We start from the raw sequence: 16,793 nt of genomic DNA, 5'->3' as shown, positions 1-16,793 counted from the left end.
GGGCTCAGCCGAGCAGGGCGCTGAGCAGCCGGGTCAGCGAACCCCCGAGGCCCCAGCGCTGGTTGAGGCGTTCCAGGGCATCCGGGTGGCGGGGCGTCCTGGGCAGCGTCGCCGTCCGGAGGGGGTGGCCGGGCAGCGGCACGTCGGTGGCCACCCGCACCACCCGCGGCGCCACGGCCAGGTAGTCCCTTGCCTCGGTCAGCCGCCTGCGCTGCGCCGGGGTGAGGGCGGCGGCCGGGTCGTCGAGGGCGGCCAGCAGCCCGGCCAGGTCGCCGAAGCCGGCCAGCAGCTTGGCGGCCGTCTTCTCGCCGATCCCCGGAACGCCGGGCAGCCCGTCGCTCGGGTCCCCGCGCAGCACGGCCAGCTCGGCGTAGCCGGGGCCGTTCACCCCGTACTTCTCGCGCAGCGCCGCCTCGTCGTAGGCGGCGAGCGTGCTCATGCCCTTGACCGGGTACAGCACGCGGACGGCCCGCGCGTCGTCGATCAGCTGGAAGAGGTCGCGGTCGCCGGTCACGATGTCCACCGGGCCGGCGGCGCGGTGGCTGAGGGTGCCGATGACGTCGTCCGCCTCGTAGCCGGGCGCGCCGAGCCTGGCGATGCCCAGCGCGTCGAGCACCTCCTCGATCACCGGGACCTGGGGGGTCAGGGTGTCGGGCACGGTCTCGGCGCCGGGGCCCTCGGGGCTCTCCTCGGCCACCCGGTGCGCCTTGTAGGAGGGGATCAGCTCGACCCGCCAGGCCGGGCGCCAGTCGGCGTCCAGGCAGGCGACCAGGTCGTCGGGGCGGTGGTCGGCGACCAGCCGGGCGATGAAGTCGAGCAGGCCGCGGACCGCGTTCACCGGGGTGCCGTCCGGCGCGCGCACGGTCTCCGGCACCCCGAAGTAGGCGCGGAAATACAGGGAGGCGGTATCGAGCAGCATCAGGCGTCGGGTCACACCGGGATCATGCCGCACCTCCCGCGGGCGCGCGCGGACAGGCCCCGCCCATGTCCGCCGCGGCCCGCGCCGGCCCGCGCCGACTCCCTTGCGGGGGCCGGGAGATGGCCTGTTCCCGCGGGCCGGGGTGGTGGCCGCGGCGGTTCCCGTGTGAGACCTTCAGGGCATGGGCATGACGACACCGCCCGGCTGGTACCCCGACCCGGATCACCCGGGCGACGGCCCCGCTCCCGAACGCCGGTGGGACGGCACGGCGTGGACCGGCCTGCCGCGCGCCCCCGGGGAGGCCGCCGCCACGGGGCCGGCGCCGGCCGCGTTCCCGCCCGCCGGGCGGCCCACCCCGCCGGGCGGCGCGCCCCTCGTGTCGGCGAAGCCCGTGCGGCCATCCGGCCGCGGCCCGCTGATGGCGCTTCTCCTCAGCGGGGCGCTGCTGCTCACCGCGCTGCTGGTGGCGGGCGCCCTCGTGTTCGGCGCCGACGGCCACCCGGGCGGCGGTCCCCTGGACGCCGGCCCCCCGCCCGGCCACCCGCACGAGGGGAACCGGCCGCCCCCGGGCGGGGACGGCGGGCGGGGCCCGCAGGGCGAGGGCCGGGACGAGGGCGGAGGCGGCGAGGAGGACGGCGACCCCGGGCCGGGAGACGGGAGCGGGGAGGACGGGCTGACCCTGGCCGAGGCGGGCGGCGTGGCGCTGCCGGTGCCCGAGGGCTGGCGGGAGGGCGTGCTGGAGGGCGGCGTGGCCGTCACCACCGTCTCCGGCTACCCCTGCCCCGGCCGGCCGGCCGACTCCTGCGTGGACGGGGGCGCGTTCCTCTTCCTGGCGCCGGGCGCCGCCGGCACCTCCCCGCGGGACGCGGCCAGGGCCGACATCGCAGGCAACGAGCGGGCCGCCTACAGCGACGAGGCGTACGGCGGCATCCTCGACTCCCGGGAGGTGCTCGACGAGCGGATCACCGTCGCCGGGCAGGAGGGCCATCACGTGCGCACGCGGATCGAGACCGCCGAGGGCACGGCGGCCTTCGTCGAGTCGGCCGCCTTCCCGGCCCCCGACGGCTCGGGGGCGATGGTCCTCCTCAGGCTCGGCGTCGACATCGGCGACGAGGGCGGCGAGGACGGCGGTGACCAGGGCGGCGAGGACGGCGGCGAGGAGGGGGCCGCCGCGCAACTTGACCGAATCCTCTCCGGAGCGCGTGCCCTGTCGGCCGGGCCCGGTACCGAAGCCTGAGCCAACGACCGTAAAGTGACCCCGTCAGGGTGACCAGCGGGCCGCCGGGTGGCCGGGGAGTGTGCGGATGAACACCGAGCAGGGTCCGCGGCACATGCCGCTGCCGCCCCAGCGTTCGACCCCCGCCGCGGTGCCCCCCGCTCCCGCCGCGCCCCCCAAGCCGGGCGCCCCGCCCCCGCCGTCCGTTCCGCCGTCGCCTTCCGTTCCTCCGCCGCCCGCCGCCGAACCGGCCGTGCCCTCCTTCGTCCTGCGCTCCTTCACCCGGCGTACCTCCCTGCGGCTGGTGGGCACCGTCGTCTGCCTGATCCTGGGCACCGGGCTGCTCGGCGGCGCCGCCGCGGGCGCCTGGCTGAACGGCGACGCCGAACCGAGCGCCGCCGAGGTGGCCTACGACGCCGGGCGCGAGCTGTGGCGCAACCTGCCGGTCGACCGGCTCTTCCCGCCGGAGGTCAGCGCCGAGGAAGCGGGGCCCGGCGGCGCCGACCGGCGCTGGGTGCGGGTCGCGGTCGCCCCCGACAGCGCCTGCGGAGACGACGCGTTCGACCCGTTGCTCGCCCGGGTGCTCGGCGCGGTCGGCTGCCACCGGCTGGTCAGGGCCACCTACGTGGACGAGACGGAGAGCAGCGTGATCACCGTCGGCCTGATGTTCGCGCAGGGCGACGCCGGGGACATGGCCGCGCTCCACGACCGCTTCGCCGACGAGGACTTGGGCACCCGCGCCGACCTGATGCCCAGGACCTACCCGGCCCCCGGCACGCCGGCGGAGGACTTCGGCGACGCGCAGCGCGCCTCCTGGACGATCCGCGTCCTGGAGGAACTCCCCGTCGTGGTCTACTCGGTGAGCGGCTTCGCCGACGGCCGCACGGTGGAGGACCCGCAGCCGGCCGCCGAGGCCACCGCCGAGGGCGAGGAGGGCACGGTCGCGCTGTCCGGGCTCGGCCACGACGCGCGGGGCCTCGCCGAGCGCATAGGCGACGGGCTGCGCGCGGCGGCCCGGGAGAGGCGGCAGGATCGGTGAGGGCCGCAGCCGGGATCAGGGCCGAGGCGAAGCCCGCCGCACCGGCGGGGGAGACGGGGGACGGCGAGACATGAGGACACCGGTGCGCAGCGGGCGCGTGCTCGCCGTGGCGCTCGCGGCCGGGCTGCTGGCGGGGGCCGGGCTGCTGCCGGGGGCCGCCCAGGCCCGGGCCGACTCCGTGCGGGAACAGCAGCAGTGGGCGCTCGACGCGATCAACGCGCCCGCGGCCTGGGAGACCACCCGGGGCGAGGGCGTCACCGTGGCGGTGCTCGACACCGGCGTCGACGCCGACCACCGCGATCTGGCGGGCGCCGTGCTGCCCGGCCACGACTTCATCGGGCTCGGCGCCGAGCCGGGCGACCCGACCTGGGCCGCGCACGGGACCGCCATGGCCGGGATCATCGCCGGCCGCGGGCACGGGCCGGGCCACGACAGCGGAATCATCGGCGTCGCCCCCGAGGCCACCATCCTGCCCGTCCGGGTGCTCCTGGAGGACGACGACCCCGAGCGGGACACCGCGCGCGAGACCCGCTCCGGCGCCCTGGCCGAGGGCATCCGCTGGGCCGCCGACCAGGGGGCCGACGTCATCAACCTCTCGCTGGGCGACGACAGCGAGTCCGCGCACCCCGACGCGGAGGAGGACGCCGCGGTGCGCTACGCCCTGGGCAAGGGCGCCGTCGTCGTCGCCTCCGCGGGAAACGGCGGCGAGCGCGGCAACCCGGTCTCCTACCCGGCCGGCTACCCCGGGGTGATCGCCGTCGCCGCGGTCGACCGCACCGGCGTCCCCACCGAGTTCTCCACCCGCCGCTGGTACGACACGATCAGCGCCCCGGGCAAGGACGTCATCGTGGCCGATCCCGACGGCCGTTACTACGCGGGCTGGGGCACGTCCGCGGCGGCGGCCTTCGTCTCCGGATCGGCCGCCCTGCTGCTCGCCGCCCACCCGGACCTCACGCCGGCCCAGGTGCGCAGCCTGCTCACCGAGACCGCGCAGGACCCGCCGGAGGGGGGCCACAGCGACGCCCTGGGCAGCGGGGTGGTGGACCCGGCCGCGGCGCTCGCCGCCGCGGAGGAGGTGACCGCCCGCCCGCTGGCGCCGGCCTCCGAGCCCTACGGCTCCGAGTACTTCGGCCCCGGCCCCGTGCCCGCCGCCGAGGAGGGGGACGAGCGGGGCTGGCTCGCCCCGGTGACGGCGGTGCTCGGCGTCACGCTGGTCGCCACGGCGGCCGCGCTCGGCGGCGGCGCCACCCGGCTGCGGGCCAGGCTCAGACGCCCCGGCCCGCAGTCCCCTGCGGAGTGGTGACCGCGGCCACCGCCGCCTCGGCGGCGGCCTCCACGGCCGCTATGCCGTCCGCCTCTGTGGGGTGCCCGTCGGAGACGACGGCGATCAGGAAACGCTGACCGCCCCAGGTGATCCGGCCGATGCTGTTGACGTCCCACAGATCGGTCTGGCTGCGCGGCAGCCAGCCGTTCTTCAGCTCGAACTCCCCGTCGGCCGCCGCCGATATCCCCCACTGCTGGTCGTCGACGACCGTGCCCATCAGCTCCTGGACGTAACGCCTGGAGTCGGCGTCCAGCGGGGAGCGGGCGCTGAAGACCGCCTGCAGCAGGCTTATCTGGTCGGCGCTCGTCGTCTGCGTCAGCCCCCAGTGCCCCTCGGGGCCGCCGCTGGTGTGGCCGAGGCCGAGGCGCTCGTTGGCCGCGTCGAGCCCCTCGGCCCGGCCGATGGAGTCCCACAGCGCGTCGGCCGCGTCGTTGTCGCTCTCCCGGATCATGACCGCGGCCAGGTCCCGCTCCTCGGCGGTCAGCGCGCGCTCCTCGTCCTGCGCCTGCAGCAGCAGGGCGGCCAGGATGTCGACCTTGACGATGCTCGCCGTGTCGAAGGACTGGCTGCCGTAGGTGGCGCTCAGGCCGCTGCCCAGGGCGAGCACCGAGACCGACAGGCGCACCTCGCGCCGCACCGAGGCGTCCGAGTCCCCGGCGTCCCCCGCGCTCCCGCCGTCCCCGGCCGCCCCGCCGTCCCCCTCGCTGCCGGCGTTCCCTCCGGCCTCCGAGCCCGAGCCGGAGTCCGGGCCGTCCCCCGGGGCCGACCCCGCGCCCGATCCGGGGCCGGTGGCCCCGGAGCCGGCGGACAACTCGTCGAGCAGCGCGCCGATCCCCTCGGCGAGCCTGGCGTTCGCGGCGCTGGTCAGCCCCGCCTGGGGCGCCGCCGGGCCGCCGTCCCCCGGCACCGCTCCCGACGGCGGGGCGCTCACCGCGTCCGCCACCGTCTCCTCGCTCCCGAAGGGCGAATCGCCGGCCGTCGCCGCGGCCAGCAACGCGGTGGCGAGCGCGGCGTTCACGACCAGCGCGGGCCTGATCCGCCGCGGCAGGTGACGGGGCACTCGACTCATGTGGTGCACGCTATACCGCACACCTGGCCGAGTCACCCGCGGTCCTGAGGAAGACCGCGTAACGGACGGTGACGACAAAGGCGGCATCGGGTCATCACCCCCGCCGCCCCCGTGGGACGGCGCCCCGGCCGCGCGGAAATCACTCCAACTACCGTCCCGGAACGGACCAAGCCGGTTACTGGATACCCTCGGGGCCGTGGCCATGAAGAACATCCCCCAGCCCGCCTTCGCCGGCGACGACGGCTCGGCCGATCCCACGCTGCGCCGCGCGCTCGGCGACTGGGCCCGCGACCCGGGGACCGAGCCCGCCCTCCTCGCGGCCCTGGCCCGGGCCAGGCTGCTGGTCCCGGTCGTCGCCGTCCTCGGCGAGGCCGAGACGGGCGAGGACGGGCTGCGCCGCGAGAAGTCGAGCGACATGGCCGTCCTCACCCTGCAACTCCCCGACGGGAGGCGGGCCCTGCCGGTCTTCACCGCGGTCGCCACCCTCGCCGCCTGGCGGGCGGACGCCCGGCCGGTGGCCGTGACCACCCGGCAGGCGCTCCAGGCCGCCGTGCAGGAGAACGCGGGCGCCCTGGTGATCGACGTGGCGGGACCCGTGAGCTACGAGTTGTCGGGCGCGGCCCTGCGCGCCGTCGCCACCGGCGGCGCCCCGGCCGCAGATCCCGAGGTCGCCGCCGCCGTGCGGACGGCCCTGGCCGCCGAACCCGCCGTGCGCACCGGGCACCTGGTCCCCGGGGGGCGCGCCGACGGGGTGCTCGCGCTGGTCCTGGACGAAGGCGCCCCCGCCGCCGAGACGGTCGGCAGGCTGGCCCGCGCCCTGGCCGCGGACGAGGTGCTGCGCGGCCGCCTCGTGCGCGGCCTCGAACTCGCCGTGCTGCCCGGGGACGGCGCCCTCCCCGACCGGCCGACGTACCGGCGCTGACCCCGCCCGGCCCCGGCCCCTCCGCCGCGCCGGCGGCCCGCGCGCACGTCACCCGCACGACCGCCCCGGAGTGCGGCGCCGGGTGCCGCGCCCGAAACTGCCACAGACACCACCGTCAGGCACTGGAGGGCGTCATGTCCGTCGAGACAGAACCGCAGCCGCTCGCGGCCGAGCTGGTGGGAACACTCGTCCTGGTCTTCTTCGCCGTCGGCTCCGCCGTGCTCGCCGGCGAGTTCATCGGAAGCCTGGGCATCGCCGTGGCCTTCGCCTTCACGCTCATCGGACTGGCCTTCATCCTGGGCCCCCTCTCCGGCGCACACCTCAACCCCGCGGTCACCTTCGGCATGCTGCTGGCCGGGCGGATGGACCTGATCACCGCGGTGATGTACTGGATCGCGCAGTTCATCGGCGCCTTCGCGGGCGCGGCCCTGCTCTTCCTCGTGGCCAAGCAGGTGCCGGGCCTGTCCACCCACGAGGCCTTCGGCAGCAACGGCTTCTCCGACCGGTCGGCGGTGGGCCTCTCGCTCGGCGGCGCCTTCGTCGCGGAGGCGATCCTCACCTTCCTGCTCGTCTTCGTGTACCTGTCGGTGACCAGGAGCTACCTGCTGCGCGGCCACGACGCGATCCCGGTCGGGCTGACCCTCGGCGTGGTCAACCTGATCGGCATCCCGCTCACCGGCGCCGGGGTGAACCCGGCCCGCAGCCTCGCGCCCGCGGTGTTCGCGGTCGGGGCCGCCCTCACCCAGGTGTGGCTGTTCATCGTCGCCCCCCTCGTCGGGGCGGCCGTCGCCGTGGTGGTGCACCGCCTGGTGCACGCGCAGGACGAGAACTGGCTCAGCGACTGGGACTGGCAGCGCGTGGGCCGTGGACGGGCCCGGTGAACTTCTCGCCCGGGCCCTGGCCGGGCGCGTCCGGCACCGCGGAGGCCTCGCGGAAGGCGAGCTGGAGCGATTTCAGCCCGTCCCGCAGGGGCGCGGCGTGGTAGGAACCGATCTCCGGGGCCCCGGCCGTCACCAGGCCGGCGAGCGCCGTGATCAGCTTGCGGGCCTCGTCCAGATCGAGGTGCCGCTCCCCGTCCTCGGCCAGCCCCAGGTGCACCGCGGCGGAGCTCATCAGGTGCACCGCCACCGTCGTGATGACCTCGACCGCGGGCACCTCGGCGATGTCACGCGTCAGGCCCGCGACGTCGGGGGTGCCGGGGGTGCCGGGCGCGGCGGGGCCGGCTGCGGACTCGGGGGCGGGCCCGGCACCTGGCGCGGGCGCATGCGCCGGGGCGGGCCCGGCGGAAGGGGCGGCGTCACTCATGCGGACCAGCGTAGGCGGCCCGCGGGCGCATCCCGGCCCGGGCCGCCGCTCGCCCGCGCGGAGGCGACCCGCCCGGCTGCGGTCCGCCACGATCGTGGTGTAGCCTGGTATGTGACCGGTCGGACATACGCGTGTCCGACCCGCAAGTGGAGGCTCCGCTCTCCCACCTCACCGGCCCTCCGGGTCGGCAGGTCTCAGGTCAGGCTGCGCCCCGCGGTGTTCTGCGGCGGTGCTCCCGGTCGATTGTGGAGCCCCGCCTGCGTGCCGTCCGGGGCGTTTTTCGCGTGTTTCGCGTGGTCAGCGCCACCGCACGGCGGCTCATCACGAACCCTATCCCGGCACGGCTGTCCGCCAGGCAACCGTGCGGCGCAACCGAGGAGGCCCCATCAGCGCCGAGCCCCGCATTAACGACCGGATTCGCGTCCCCGAGGTGCGACTCGTCGGTCCCAGCGGCGAGCAAGTGGGCATCGTGCCGCTTGCCAAGGCCCTGGAGCTTGCCCAGGAGTACGACCTGGACCTGGTCGAGGTGGCGGCGAACGCCCGCCCGCCGGTGTGCAAGCTCATGGACTACGGAAAGTTCAAGTACGAGTCGGCCATGAAGGCCCGTGAGGCGCGCAAGAACCAGGCGCACACGGTGATCAAGGAGATGAAGCTCCGGCCGAAGATCGACCCGCACGACTACGACACCAAGAAGGGTCACGTCGTCCGGTTTCTCAAGCAGGGGGACAAGGTCAAGATCACGATCATGTTCCGCGGTCGTGAGCAGTCCCGCCCCGAGCTGGGCTATCGGCTGCTGCAGCGGCTCGCGGAGGACGTCCAGGACCTGGGGTTCGTCGAGTCCAACCCCAAGCAGGACGGGCGGAACATGATCATGGTTCTCGGACCGCACAAGAAGAAGACCGAGGCCATGGCCGAGGCGCGGGAGGCACAGGCCGCCCGCAAGGCCGAGCGGCAGCAGGGCAGGGCGTCGGCCTGAGGCGCCGACCACCCGCCCGGCTCGCCGGAAGACAGTTGAAGGACGAGGAGAGAACGGCGACATGCCGAAGAACAAGACGCACAGCGGTACCAGTAAGCGGTTCAAGATCACTGGTTCCGGCAAGGTGATGCGCCAGCGCGCCGGTCGCCGTCACTACCTGGAGCACAAGCCCTCGACGCTGACGCGTCGCCTCGCGGGCACGACGGAGACGGCTCCGGCCGACGCCAAGAGGATCAAGAAGCTCCTCCGCAAGTGATTCCGGCGGCGGCGCCCGCCGGCACCCGGTGGCGCCCGCCGCAAGGCAGACCGGACCCATCCGCCTCCGGGCCGCGTGAGCACCCCGCGGCCCCGCAACAAGGAGTACACACGTGGCACGCGTCAAGCGGGCGGTCAACGCCCACAAGAAGCGCCGGGCGATTCTCGAGCAGGCCAGCGGATACCGCGGCCAGCGGTCACGGCTCTACCGCAAGGCGAAGGAGCAGGTCACCCACTCCCTCGTCTACAACTACAACGACCGCAAGAAGCGCAAGGGCGACTTCAGGCAGCTGTGGATTCAGCGGATCAACGCCGCCGCCCGTGCCAACGGCATCACGTACAACCGCTTCATCCAGGGCCTGAAGGCCGCCGAGATCGAGGTGGACCGCAAGATGCTGGCCGAGCTCGCGGTCAACGACCCGAACGCCTTCTCCGTTCTGGTCGAGACGGCGCAGAAGGCGCTGCCGAGCGACGTCAACGCCCCGCGCGCCGTCGCCTGAGCGACGCCGCAGCCGACCGGACCCGCAGGCCCCGCCTGCGGGTCCGGCCCTTTCCGGCGGCGGGGCGCCGCGCGGCTGTTCCCGGGCCCGCGAGCCGCTCGGATCCCCGGGGCTCCCGAGTTCCCCGGGGCGCCGAGGAGCCGAATGCCCGGGGAGCCGCCCCCCGGCGTTGCCGTACCCGGCAGAACTCGTCAGAGTCCCGCCAGAACCCCGCCAGAACCCGGTCGCATCCCGTCGTAGCCCGTCGTGGCCCGTCGATCCCGGTCGCACCCGTCCGGCTCGCGACCGCCCGGCGCCCGCCGCCCGGGCGGCGCCCGCGCCATGCCCCCGCCCCCAGCCCCGCCGAGAGGTGAGCCACCGCCCATGGGACCCGCCGCCGAGCTGACCTCCCCGCGCTCCCCGCGCGTCGTGGCCGCCAGAAGGCTCGCCAGGCGCAGCTTCCGCGGCAAGGAGCGCAGGTTCCTCGCCGAGGGGCCGCAGGCGGTGCGCGAGGCCGTCGCCCACCGGACCGGGGAGGGCCGCACGCTGCTCGAACTCTTCGCCACCCCGGAGGCCGCCGAGCGGCACGGCGAGCTGGTGGACGACGTGCGGGCCGCCGGGGTGCCGGTACACCGGGCGAGCCCCGAGGTGGTCGGCGGCATCTCGCAGACGGTCACCCCCCAGGGCCTGGTCGGCGTCTGCCGCTTCCTGGACCGGCCGCTGGACGAGATCCTCGCCGCGCGCCCCCGGCTGATCGCGGTCCTCGCCCACGTCCGGGACCCGGGCAACGCCGGAACCGTGCTGCGCTGCGCCGACGCCGCGGGCGCCGACGCGGTGATCCTCACCGACGCCTCGGTCGACCTCTACAACCCGAAGGCCGTGCGGGCCTCCGTCGGCAGCCTCTTCCACCTGCCGGTGGCCGTCGGCGTCCCGGTGGAGCGGGCGGTCGCCGGGCTGGCCGCGGCGGGGGTGCGGGTGCTGGCCGCCGACGGGGGCGGCGAGCGGGACCTGGACGAGGAGCTGGACGCGGGCACCATGGGCGGCCCGACCGCCTGGGTGTTCGGGAACGAGGCCTGGGGGCTGCCCAGGGAGACGAGGGAGCTCGCCGAGGCCGTGGTGCGGGTGCCGATCCACGGCCGGGCCGAGAGCCTCAACCTCGCCACCGCCGCCGCCGTGTGTCTCTACGCCTCGGCGCGCGCCCAGCGTGCGCCCGGGGGCTGCCGCGCCCGGGGCGGCGCCGCGGCCGGTCGGCCATTGGAGCGGTGACGCGGTCATTGCGCATTCAACCGGGGAGAGATGTATCCGACGGGGCCCTAGTAGGCTGACCCGCACTGGGAGAGGGGCGAACAGGGGATGGACAGCGCGTCCGGTGCCGGGGAACTCGACCTGCGGCCAGACGACCTTCCCGACGGCCTGGTCGTGGCCGACCGGCTCGGGCTGGTCACCTGCTTCAACGCGGAGGCGGCCCGGCTCACCGGCGAGGCGCCCGAGAAGGCGCTCGGCCGCCCCATCGAGCGGGTCCTGCCGCTGGAGATGTCCGACGGCCGCCGCTGGTGGCAGCTGACCGACCCCTACCGCGGCGCCGCCACCAGGACCGGCCAGCCGGAGCGGAACCTGCTGCTGCCCGGCGGGCGCGAGGTGCTGGTCTCGGCGCGCTACGTGCGCTGCCGCCCGCGCGGCCCCGTGCAGCGGCTGGTCGTCAGCATGCGCGGCACCGAGGCCAGGATGCGCACCGAGCGCAGCAACGCGGAGCTGATCGCGACCGTGGCGCACGAACTGCGTTCCCCCCTCACCTCGGTCAAGGGCTTCACCGCCACGATGCTCGACAAGTGGGACCGGTTCACCGACGAGCAGAAGCGCCTGATGCTGCAGACCGTGGACGGCGACGCCGACCGCGTCACCCGGCTGATCACCGAACTGCTCGACGTCTCCCGCATCGACTCGGGACGCCTGGAGATCAGGCGGCAGCTGGTCAGGCTCGACGACGCGGTCCGCCGCCACGTGGAGACGATGGTCAACGGCGGGCTGCGGGCGGACCGTTTCGACCTGCGCATCGCCGAGGGACTGCCGGGGCTGTGGGTCGACCCCGACAAGATCGACCAGGTGCTGGGGAACCTGCTGGAAAACGCCGTGCGCCACGGCGCGGGAACCGTCACCATCGAGATGGACCAGGTGCCGGCGGGGAGGACCCGCCAGGAAGGGACGGCGGTGACCGTGAGCGACGAGGGCCCCGGCATCCCGGAGGATGTCATGCACCGGGTCTTCACCCGCTTCTGGCGGGGCAGCGACCGCGGCGGCACCGGGCTCGGCCTCTACATCGTGAAGGGCATCGTGGAGGCGCACGGCGGGACGGTCACGGTGGGCCGCTCCGCGGGCGGCGGCGCCCGCTTCCGATTTATTCTGCCCACGGGCACCCCCGCGTTCCTCTCCTGACCCGGCCGGAAGCCTCCGGCCCGCGGCGGAGCAGGCCGGGGCGCTCCCCGTGGGCTCTCCCCGCGTACGCCTCCCCACGGACCGCGTACGAACACCTTCGCCTGCCCCTTTAGACTCGGTCCCCGGGAACCCCGGGGCGCGCAGCGGGGGCGCCAAGCCAAACGGAAGCACGGGAAGAGATGTCGGCACCCAACAAGTCGTACGACCCTGTCGAGGTCGAGGCACTGCAACCGGAAGTGGTCGAGCGGGTGCGCGACGAGGCGCTCGCGGCGATCGCCGCGGCGGACAGCCTCGACGCGCTGCGCGAGGCCAAGGCCGCGCACGCCGGTGACCGCTCGCCCCTCGCCCTGGCCAACCGCGAGATCGGGGCGCTGCCGCCGCAGGCCAGGGCCGCGGCGGGCAAGCGCGTCGGCCAGGCCAGGAGCGAGGTCGGCAAGGCACTCGCCGCCAGGCAGGAGGAGCTGGAGGCCGAGCGCGACGAGCGGGTACTGGTCGAGGAGGCGGTGGACGTCACGCTGCCCTACGACCGTGCCCCGGCCGGCGCGAGGCACCCGATGACCACGCTCTCCGAGCGGATCGCGGACATCTTCGTGGCCATGGGCTACGAGGTCGCCGAGGGGCCCGAGGTCGAGGCCGAGTGGTTCAACTTCGACGCCCTCAACATCGCGCCCGACCATCCGGCGCGCACCACGAGCGACACCTTCTTCGTCGAGCCGCTCGCCGAGGCGGGCGCCGAGCAGGACGCGGGCCTGGTGCTGCGCACCCACACCTCGCCCGTGCAGATCCGCTCGATGCTGGAGCGCAAGCCGCCGATCTACGTGATCTGCCCCGGGCGCGTCTACCGCACCGACGAGCTCGACGCCACCCACACGCCCGTCTTCCACCAGGTGGAGCTGCTCGCGGTGGACGAGGGCCTCACCATGGCCGACCTCAAGGGCACCCTGGACCACATGGTCCAGTCGCTCTTCGGGCCCGGCATGCGCACCCGGCTGCGGCCGGACTACTTCCCCTTCACCGAGCCGTCCGCCGAGATGGACATGCTCTGCTTCCACTGCCGCGGCGAGTCGGTCGGCAACCCGGACCGCCCCTGCCGGACCTGCTCGAGCGAGGGCTGGATCGAGCTGGGCGGCTGTGGCGTGGTGAACCCGAAGGTGCTGGTCGCCTGCGGCATCGACCCGGACAGGTACAGCGGCTTCGCCTTCGGCTTCGGCATCGAGCGGATGCTGATGTTCCGCCACAACGTGACGGACATGCGAGACATGATCGAGGGTGACGTGCGGTTCACCCGGCCGTTCGGGATGGAGATCTGATGCGCGCCCCGCTTTCCTGGCTGCGTGAGTACGTCGACCTGCCGGCCGGCGAGACCGGCAGGGACGTCGCGGCCAAGCTCATCTCCGCCGGCCTCGAGGTCGAGACCGTCGAGCGCCTGGGAGCCGACCTGACCGGCCCGCTGGTCGTCGGGCAGGTGCTGGCGTTCGAGGAGCTGACCGGGTTCAAGAAGCCGATCCGCTACTGCCAGGTCGACGTCGGCAAGGCGAACGGCACGGGCGAGCCGCAGAACATCATCTGCGGCGCGACGAACTTCCTGGTCGGCGACAAGGTCGTCGTCGTGCTGCCGGGCGCGGTGCTGCCCGGCGGGTTCGCGATCTCGGCCCGCAAGACCTACGGGCACGTCTCCGAGGGCATGATCTGCTCGGCTCGCGAACTCGGCATCGGCGACGACCACGACGGCATCCTCGTGCTGCCGCCCGAGCACGAGGTCGGCACCGACGCCGTCGAACTGCTCGAACTCGTCGACGAGGTCCTGGACATCGCGGTCACCAGCGACCGGGGCGACTGCCTCTCGCTGCGCGGCATCGCCCGCGAGACCGCCATCGCCTACGGCCTGCCGCTGCGGGACCCGGCGCTGCTCGACGTGCCCGAGCCCAACGGCGAGGGCCACCCGGTGCGCGTGGACGACCCGGGCTGCGACCGGTTCACGGCCCGCACGGTCCGGGACGTGCGGCCGGAGGCGCACTCCCCGATCTGGCTCAAGCGCAGGCTCCAGAAGGCCGGGATGCGTCCCATCTCGCTCGCCGTCGACATCACCAACTACGTGATGCTGGAGACCGGCCAGCCCCTGCACGCCTACGACCGCTCCCGGCTCAGCGGCCCCCTCGGCGTGCGCAGGGCGCGGCAGGGCGAGGAGCTGACCACCCTGGACGGCGTCAAGCGCGTCCTGGACGCCGGGGACCTGGTGATCATCGACGGCAACGGCCCGGTCGGCCTGGCCGGCGTGATGGGCGGCGCCGACACGGAGATCGCCGACGCCGTCGAGGCGCCCTCGCCCCTCGGGCAGGCCCAGGGCACCACGGAGATCGTGCTGGAGGCCGCGCACTTCGACCCGGTGTCGATCGCGCGCACCGCGCGCCGCCACAAGCTCTCCACCGAGGCCTCGCGCCGGTTCGAGCGCGGCGTGGACCCGCAGGCGGCCGCGGCGGCGGCGCAGCGCGCCGTCGACCTCCTGGTCCTGCTCGCCGGGGGCACCGCCGACCCGGGCGTCACCCAGCTCGGCCGCGACGGCGGGCCGCGTTCGATCACCATGAAGGCCGACCACCCCGACCGGGTCGCCGGGGTCGCCTACGGGTGGGAGACCGTGGTGCGCCGCCTGCGCGAGGTGGGCTGCACGGTCACCGGCACGGACGTGCTGACCGTCACGGTGCCGAGCTGGCGCCAGGACCTGGCCGAGCCCAACGACCTCGCGGAGGAGGTCATCCGCCTCGAGGGCTACGAGAACCTCCCCTCCACCCTGCCCAGGCCGTCGGCCGGGCGTGGCCTCACCGAGCGGCAGCGCCTGCACCGCCGGGTGGGCCGCGCGCTGGCCGGGGCCGGTTACGTGGAGGCGCCCACCTACCCGTTCCTCGGACCTGCCCAGCTCGACGCGCTGCAGGTGCCGGGGGACGACCCCCGCCGCCGCACCGTGCGGCTGGTCAACCCGATCTCCGACGAGGAGCCCGCGCTGCGCACCACGCTGCTGCCCGGGCTGCTGGAGGCGCTGCGCCGCAACGTCGGGCGCGGCGGCCAGGACCTGGCGCTCTTCGAGACGGGCCTGGTCTTCCTGCCCACGGGTGAGGAGCCGTCCCCGGTGCGGCTGCCGGTCACCGGGCGCCCCTCGCCGGAGGAGCTCGCCCGGCTGGACGCCGCGCTGCCGCGGCAGCCGCGGCGGGTGGCCGTCGTCATGGCCGGGGCCCGGGAGCCCTCCGGCTGGTGGGGCCGGGGCCGCCCGGCCGGCTGGGCGGACGCCGTCGAGGCGGCCCGCACGGTCGCCCGCGAGGCCGGCGTGGAGCTGACGGTCGAGGCCGGCCGGTACGCGCCCTGGCACCCGGGGCGGTGCGCCGCGCTGTACGCGGTGGTGCGGGGCGAGAAGCGGCCGGTGGGCCACGCGGGCGAGCTGCACCCCCGGGTGGTGAAGGCGCTGGGGCTGCCCGAACGCACCTGCGCGATGGAGGCGGACCTCGACCTGATCACCGAGGCCGGGACGGGGCCGGTGGCCGCGCCGCAGGTGTCCACCTTCCCGGTGGCCACGCAGGACGTCGCGCTGCTGGTCGACGGGCAGGTGCCGGCCGCCGACGTGGCGGCGGCGCTGCGCTCGGGCGCGGGTGAACTGCTGGAGTCGCTGCGGCTGTTCGACGTCTTCACGGGCGAGCAGGTGGGCGCGGGCCGCAAGTCCCTCGCCTACACGCTGCGCTTCCGCGCCCAGGACCGGACGCTGACCTCAGAGGAGGTCACGGCCGCCCGCGAGGCGGCGGTGGCCGCCGCGGCGGAGCGCACCGGCGCCACGCTGCGCGCCTGAGCGCACCCGCACCGGGGCCCGCCGGCCGGCAGTCACGCCGGGCGGCGGGCCCCGGGCGTCTTCGCACGTGGCCTTCGCGCGCGGCGTTCGCGCGTGACCCTCGCGCGTGGCCTTCGCGCGGGGAGGTCAGCGCGAGCCGGGCAGGGGGCGGGCCTGGCGCGGGTCGGCGAGCGGGGCGAGCAGGTCGCCGTGGGCGTCGAGGCGGGCGGGCATGTCGCCGAGGCGGATGTCGAGCTGCCGGGGCTCCGCGCAGTTCTCGACCTCATCCCAGGTCACCGGCGCCGAGACCATGGGGGCGTGCCTGGCGCGCAGGGTGTAGGGCGTGGCGGTCGTCTTGCGGGCGGCGTTCTGGCTGTGGTCGATGAAGACCTTTCCCGGGCGCAGCCGGCGGGCCATCGCGGCGACGACCCGCCGCGGCATGGCCGCGGCGGCCTCCAGGGCGAGGGCCTTCGCGTATCCGGACGCCGCCTCGGAGGACACCGGCCGCAGCGGGCACAGCAGGTGCAGGCCCTTGGAGCCCGAGGTCTTGGCGTAGGCGGTCAGCCCGTCGGCCGCCAGCCGCTCGCGCAGCCACCCGGCCACCTCGCAGCAGTCGACGATCGTGGCGGGCTCGCCCGGGTCGAGGTCGAAGACCAGCCGGTCGGCCAGCCCCGGGGTGCCCACCCGCCACTGCGGGGTGTGCAGCTCCACGACCAGGTTGGTGACCCAGACCAGGGCGGGGAGGTCGCCGATCACCAGCTGCCGCATGGTGCCGCCGCCCGAGCGCGGCACCTCGTGGACGGTCACCCACTCGGGGGTGCCGGGGGGCACGCGTTTCGTGAAGAACAGCTCTCCCTCCGGGCCGTCCGGGTAACGCAGCAGGCTCAGCGGGCGATCGCGGAGTTCGGGGAGGAGCACCGCCCCGTTGCTCGCGTAGTAGTGCAGCACCTCGCCCTTGGTCGTGCCGTCCGGGTAGACGGCCTTCTCCAGGTTGGACAGCGTGAGACGCCGCCCCTCCACGCTGACGACAGGCATAACCTGAGAC

16 protein-coding genes are annotated in these 16,793 nt (G+C 75.3%); 12 read left to right on the top strand and 4 right to left on the bottom strand.

Annotated features, from left to right (window positions below; translation table 11 throughout):
• Positions 1 to 4: 4 nt before the first annotated feature.
• The gene (locus D7294_RS25355) at positions 5 to 934 is read right to left on the bottom strand and encodes a 5'-3' exonuclease (protein WP_241562610.1); all 930 of its coding nucleotides are present in this window, start codon (positions 932 to 934) and stop codon (positions 5 to 7) included.
• A gap of 166 nt (positions 935 to 1,100) precedes the next feature.
• Between D7294_RS25355 and D7294_RS25350 the strand changes: the two genes are divergently transcribed.
• From D7294_RS25350 to mycP, 3 genes are all read left to right on the top strand, one after another.
• On the top strand, positions 1,101 to 2,156 hold the full coding sequence (locus D7294_RS25350; RefSeq protein WP_120683706.1) for a DUF2510 domain-containing protein: 1,056 nt from the start codon (positions 1,101 to 1,103) through the stop codon (positions 2,154 to 2,156).
• Positions 2,157 to 2,223: 67 nt separating this feature from the next.
• The gene (locus D7294_RS25340) at positions 2,224 to 3,174 is read left to right on the top strand and encodes a hypothetical protein (protein ID WP_158674692.1); all 951 of its coding nucleotides are present in this window, start codon (positions 2,224 to 2,226) and stop codon (positions 3,172 to 3,174) included.
• A 70-nt stretch (positions 3,175 to 3,244) separates the two neighbouring features.
• On the top strand, positions 3,245 to 4,477 hold the full coding sequence (gene mycP / locus D7294_RS25335; protein ID WP_120683700.1) for a type VII secretion-associated serine protease mycosin: 1,233 nt from the start codon (positions 3,245 to 3,247) through the stop codon (positions 4,475 to 4,477).
• Here mycP and D7294_RS25330 read toward each other — a convergent pair.
• Positions 4,440 to 5,567, bottom strand: a complete 1,128-nt coding sequence (locus D7294_RS25330; protein ID WP_206619567.1) for a serine hydrolase — start codon at positions 5,565 to 5,567, stop codon at positions 4,440 to 4,442. The genes mycP and D7294_RS25330 overlap by 38 nt on opposite strands.
• Before the next feature lie 196 nt (positions 5,568 to 5,763).
• Between D7294_RS25330 and D7294_RS25325 the strand changes: the two genes are divergently transcribed.
• On the top strand, positions 5,764 to 6,489 hold the full coding sequence (locus D7294_RS25325) for an SseB family protein (RefSeq protein WP_174248440.1): 726 nt from the start codon (positions 5,764 to 5,766) through the stop codon (positions 6,487 to 6,489).
• Between the two features lie 134 nt (positions 6,490 to 6,623).
• Positions 6,624 to 7,370 carry an MIP/aquaporin family protein gene (locus D7294_RS25320; protein ID WP_120683691.1) on the top strand — a complete coding sequence of 249 codons (747 nt, stop codon included), beginning with the start codon at positions 6,624 to 6,626 and terminating at the stop codon, positions 7,368 to 7,370.
• On the opposite strand, the gene D7294_RS25315 is transcribed toward D7294_RS25320, so the two are convergent.
• On the bottom strand, positions 7,324 to 7,794 hold the full coding sequence (locus tag D7294_RS25315; RefSeq protein WP_241562609.1) for a DUF1844 domain-containing protein: 471 nt from the start codon (positions 7,792 to 7,794) through the stop codon (positions 7,324 to 7,326). The genes D7294_RS25320 and D7294_RS25315 overlap by 47 nt on opposite strands.
• 361 nt (positions 7,795 to 8,155) lie before the next feature.
• Between D7294_RS25315 and infC the strand changes: the two genes are divergently transcribed.
• From infC to pheT, 7 genes are all read left to right on the top strand, one after another.
• On the top strand, positions 8,156 to 8,770 hold the full coding sequence (gene infC / locus D7294_RS25310; RefSeq protein WP_120683689.1) for a translation initiation factor IF-3: 615 nt from the start codon (positions 8,156 to 8,158) through the stop codon (positions 8,768 to 8,770).
• A gap of 61 nt (positions 8,771 to 8,831) precedes the next feature.
• Positions 8,832 to 9,026, top strand: a complete 195-nt coding sequence (gene rpmI, locus D7294_RS25305) for a 50S ribosomal protein L35 (RefSeq protein ID WP_120683687.1) — start codon at positions 8,832 to 8,834, stop codon at positions 9,024 to 9,026.
• Positions 9,027 to 9,138: 112 nt separating this feature from the next.
• Entirely contained in the window at positions 9,139 to 9,525 is a 387-nt protein-coding gene (rplT, locus tag D7294_RS25300; protein WP_120683685.1) for a 50S ribosomal protein L20, read from the top strand.
• 363 nt (positions 9,526 to 9,888) lie between these two features.
• Positions 9,889 to 10,770: a TrmH family RNA methyltransferase gene (locus D7294_RS25295; protein WP_120683683.1), complete on the top strand. Its 882-nt coding sequence runs from the start codon at positions 9,889 to 9,891 to the stop codon at positions 10,768 to 10,770.
• Between the two features lie 87 nt (positions 10,771 to 10,857).
• Positions 10,858 to 11,937 (top strand): sensor histidine kinase, encoded by a 1,080-nt coding sequence (locus D7294_RS25290; protein WP_120683681.1) that lies wholly within the window; start codon positions 10,858 to 10,860, stop codon positions 11,935 to 11,937.
• A 179-nt stretch (positions 11,938 to 12,116) separates the two neighbouring features.
• Entirely contained in the window at positions 12,117 to 13,247 is a 1,131-nt protein-coding gene (gene pheS, locus D7294_RS25285) for a phenylalanine--tRNA ligase subunit alpha (RefSeq protein ID WP_120683679.1), read from the top strand.
• Positions 13,247 to 15,769 (top strand): phenylalanine--tRNA ligase subunit beta, encoded by a 2,523-nt coding sequence (gene pheT, locus D7294_RS25280; protein WP_120683677.1) that lies wholly within the window; start codon positions 13,247 to 13,249, stop codon positions 15,767 to 15,769. The genes pheS and pheT overlap by 1 nt, the downstream gene beginning before the upstream one ends.
• Positions 15,770 to 15,895: 126 nt before the next feature.
• On the opposite strand, the gene ligD is transcribed toward pheT, so the two are convergent.
• Positions 15,896 to 16,783, bottom strand: coding sequence for a non-homologous end-joining DNA ligase (gene ligD, locus D7294_RS25275; RefSeq protein WP_120683675.1), 888 nt, complete (start codon positions 16,781 to 16,783; stop codon positions 15,896 to 15,898).
• Positions 16,784 to 16,793 lie beyond the last annotated feature (10 nt).

Origin of the sequence: Streptomyces hoynatensis (assembly GCF_003626535.1) — a bacterium.
In the GTDB taxonomy this organism is placed as follows: domain Bacteria; phylum Actinomycetota; class Actinomycetes; order Streptomycetales; family Streptomycetaceae; genus Streptomyces; species Streptomyces hoynatensis.
Note: the sequence above shows the minus strand (reverse complement) of the source record. Positions and strands in the feature narration are given on the sequence as shown.

What these genes read in the sequence shown, in the direction of transcription:
- D7294_RS25330 (WP_206619567.1), bottom strand. Translation starts at nt 5,567, where the DNA reads ATGAGTCGAGTGCCCCGTCACCTGCCGCGGCGGATCAGGCCCGCGCTG.
- ligD (WP_120683675.1), bottom strand. Translation starts at nt 16,783, where the DNA reads ATGCCTGTCGTCAGCGTGGAGGGGCGGCGTCTCACGCTGTCCAACCTG.
- D7294_RS25290 (WP_120683681.1), top strand. Translation starts at nt 10,858, where the DNA reads ATGGACAGCGCGTCCGGTGCCGGGGAACTCGACCTGCGGCCAGACGAC.
- rpmI (WP_120683687.1), top strand. Translation starts at nt 8,832, where the DNA reads ATGCCGAAGAACAAGACGCACAGCGGTACCAGTAAGCGGTTCAAGATC.
- D7294_RS25340 (WP_158674692.1), top strand. Translation starts at nt 2,224, where the DNA reads ATGAACACCGAGCAGGGTCCGCGGCACATGCCGCTGCCGCCCCAGCGT.
- D7294_RS25295 (WP_120683683.1), top strand. Translation starts at nt 9,889, where the DNA reads ATGGGACCCGCCGCCGAGCTGACCTCCCCGCGCTCCCCGCGCGTCGTG.
- pheS (WP_120683679.1), top strand. Translation starts at nt 12,117, where the DNA reads ATGTCGGCACCCAACAAGTCGTACGACCCTGTCGAGGTCGAGGCACTG.
- D7294_RS25350 (WP_120683706.1), top strand. Translation starts at nt 1,101, where the DNA reads ATGGGCATGACGACACCGCCCGGCTGGTACCCCGACCCGGATCACCCG.
- mycP (WP_120683700.1), top strand. Translation starts at nt 3,245, where the DNA reads ATGAGGACACCGGTGCGCAGCGGGCGCGTGCTCGCCGTGGCGCTCGCG.
- pheT (WP_120683677.1), top strand. Translation starts at nt 13,247, where the DNA reads ATGCGCGCCCCGCTTTCCTGGCTGCGTGAGTACGTCGACCTGCCGGCC.
- D7294_RS25320 (WP_120683691.1), top strand. Translation starts at nt 6,624, where the DNA reads ATGTCCGTCGAGACAGAACCGCAGCCGCTCGCGGCCGAGCTGGTGGGA.
- D7294_RS25315 (WP_241562609.1), bottom strand. Translation starts at nt 7,794, where the DNA reads ATGAGTGACGCCGCCCCTTCCGCCGGGCCCGCCCCGGCGCATGCGCCC.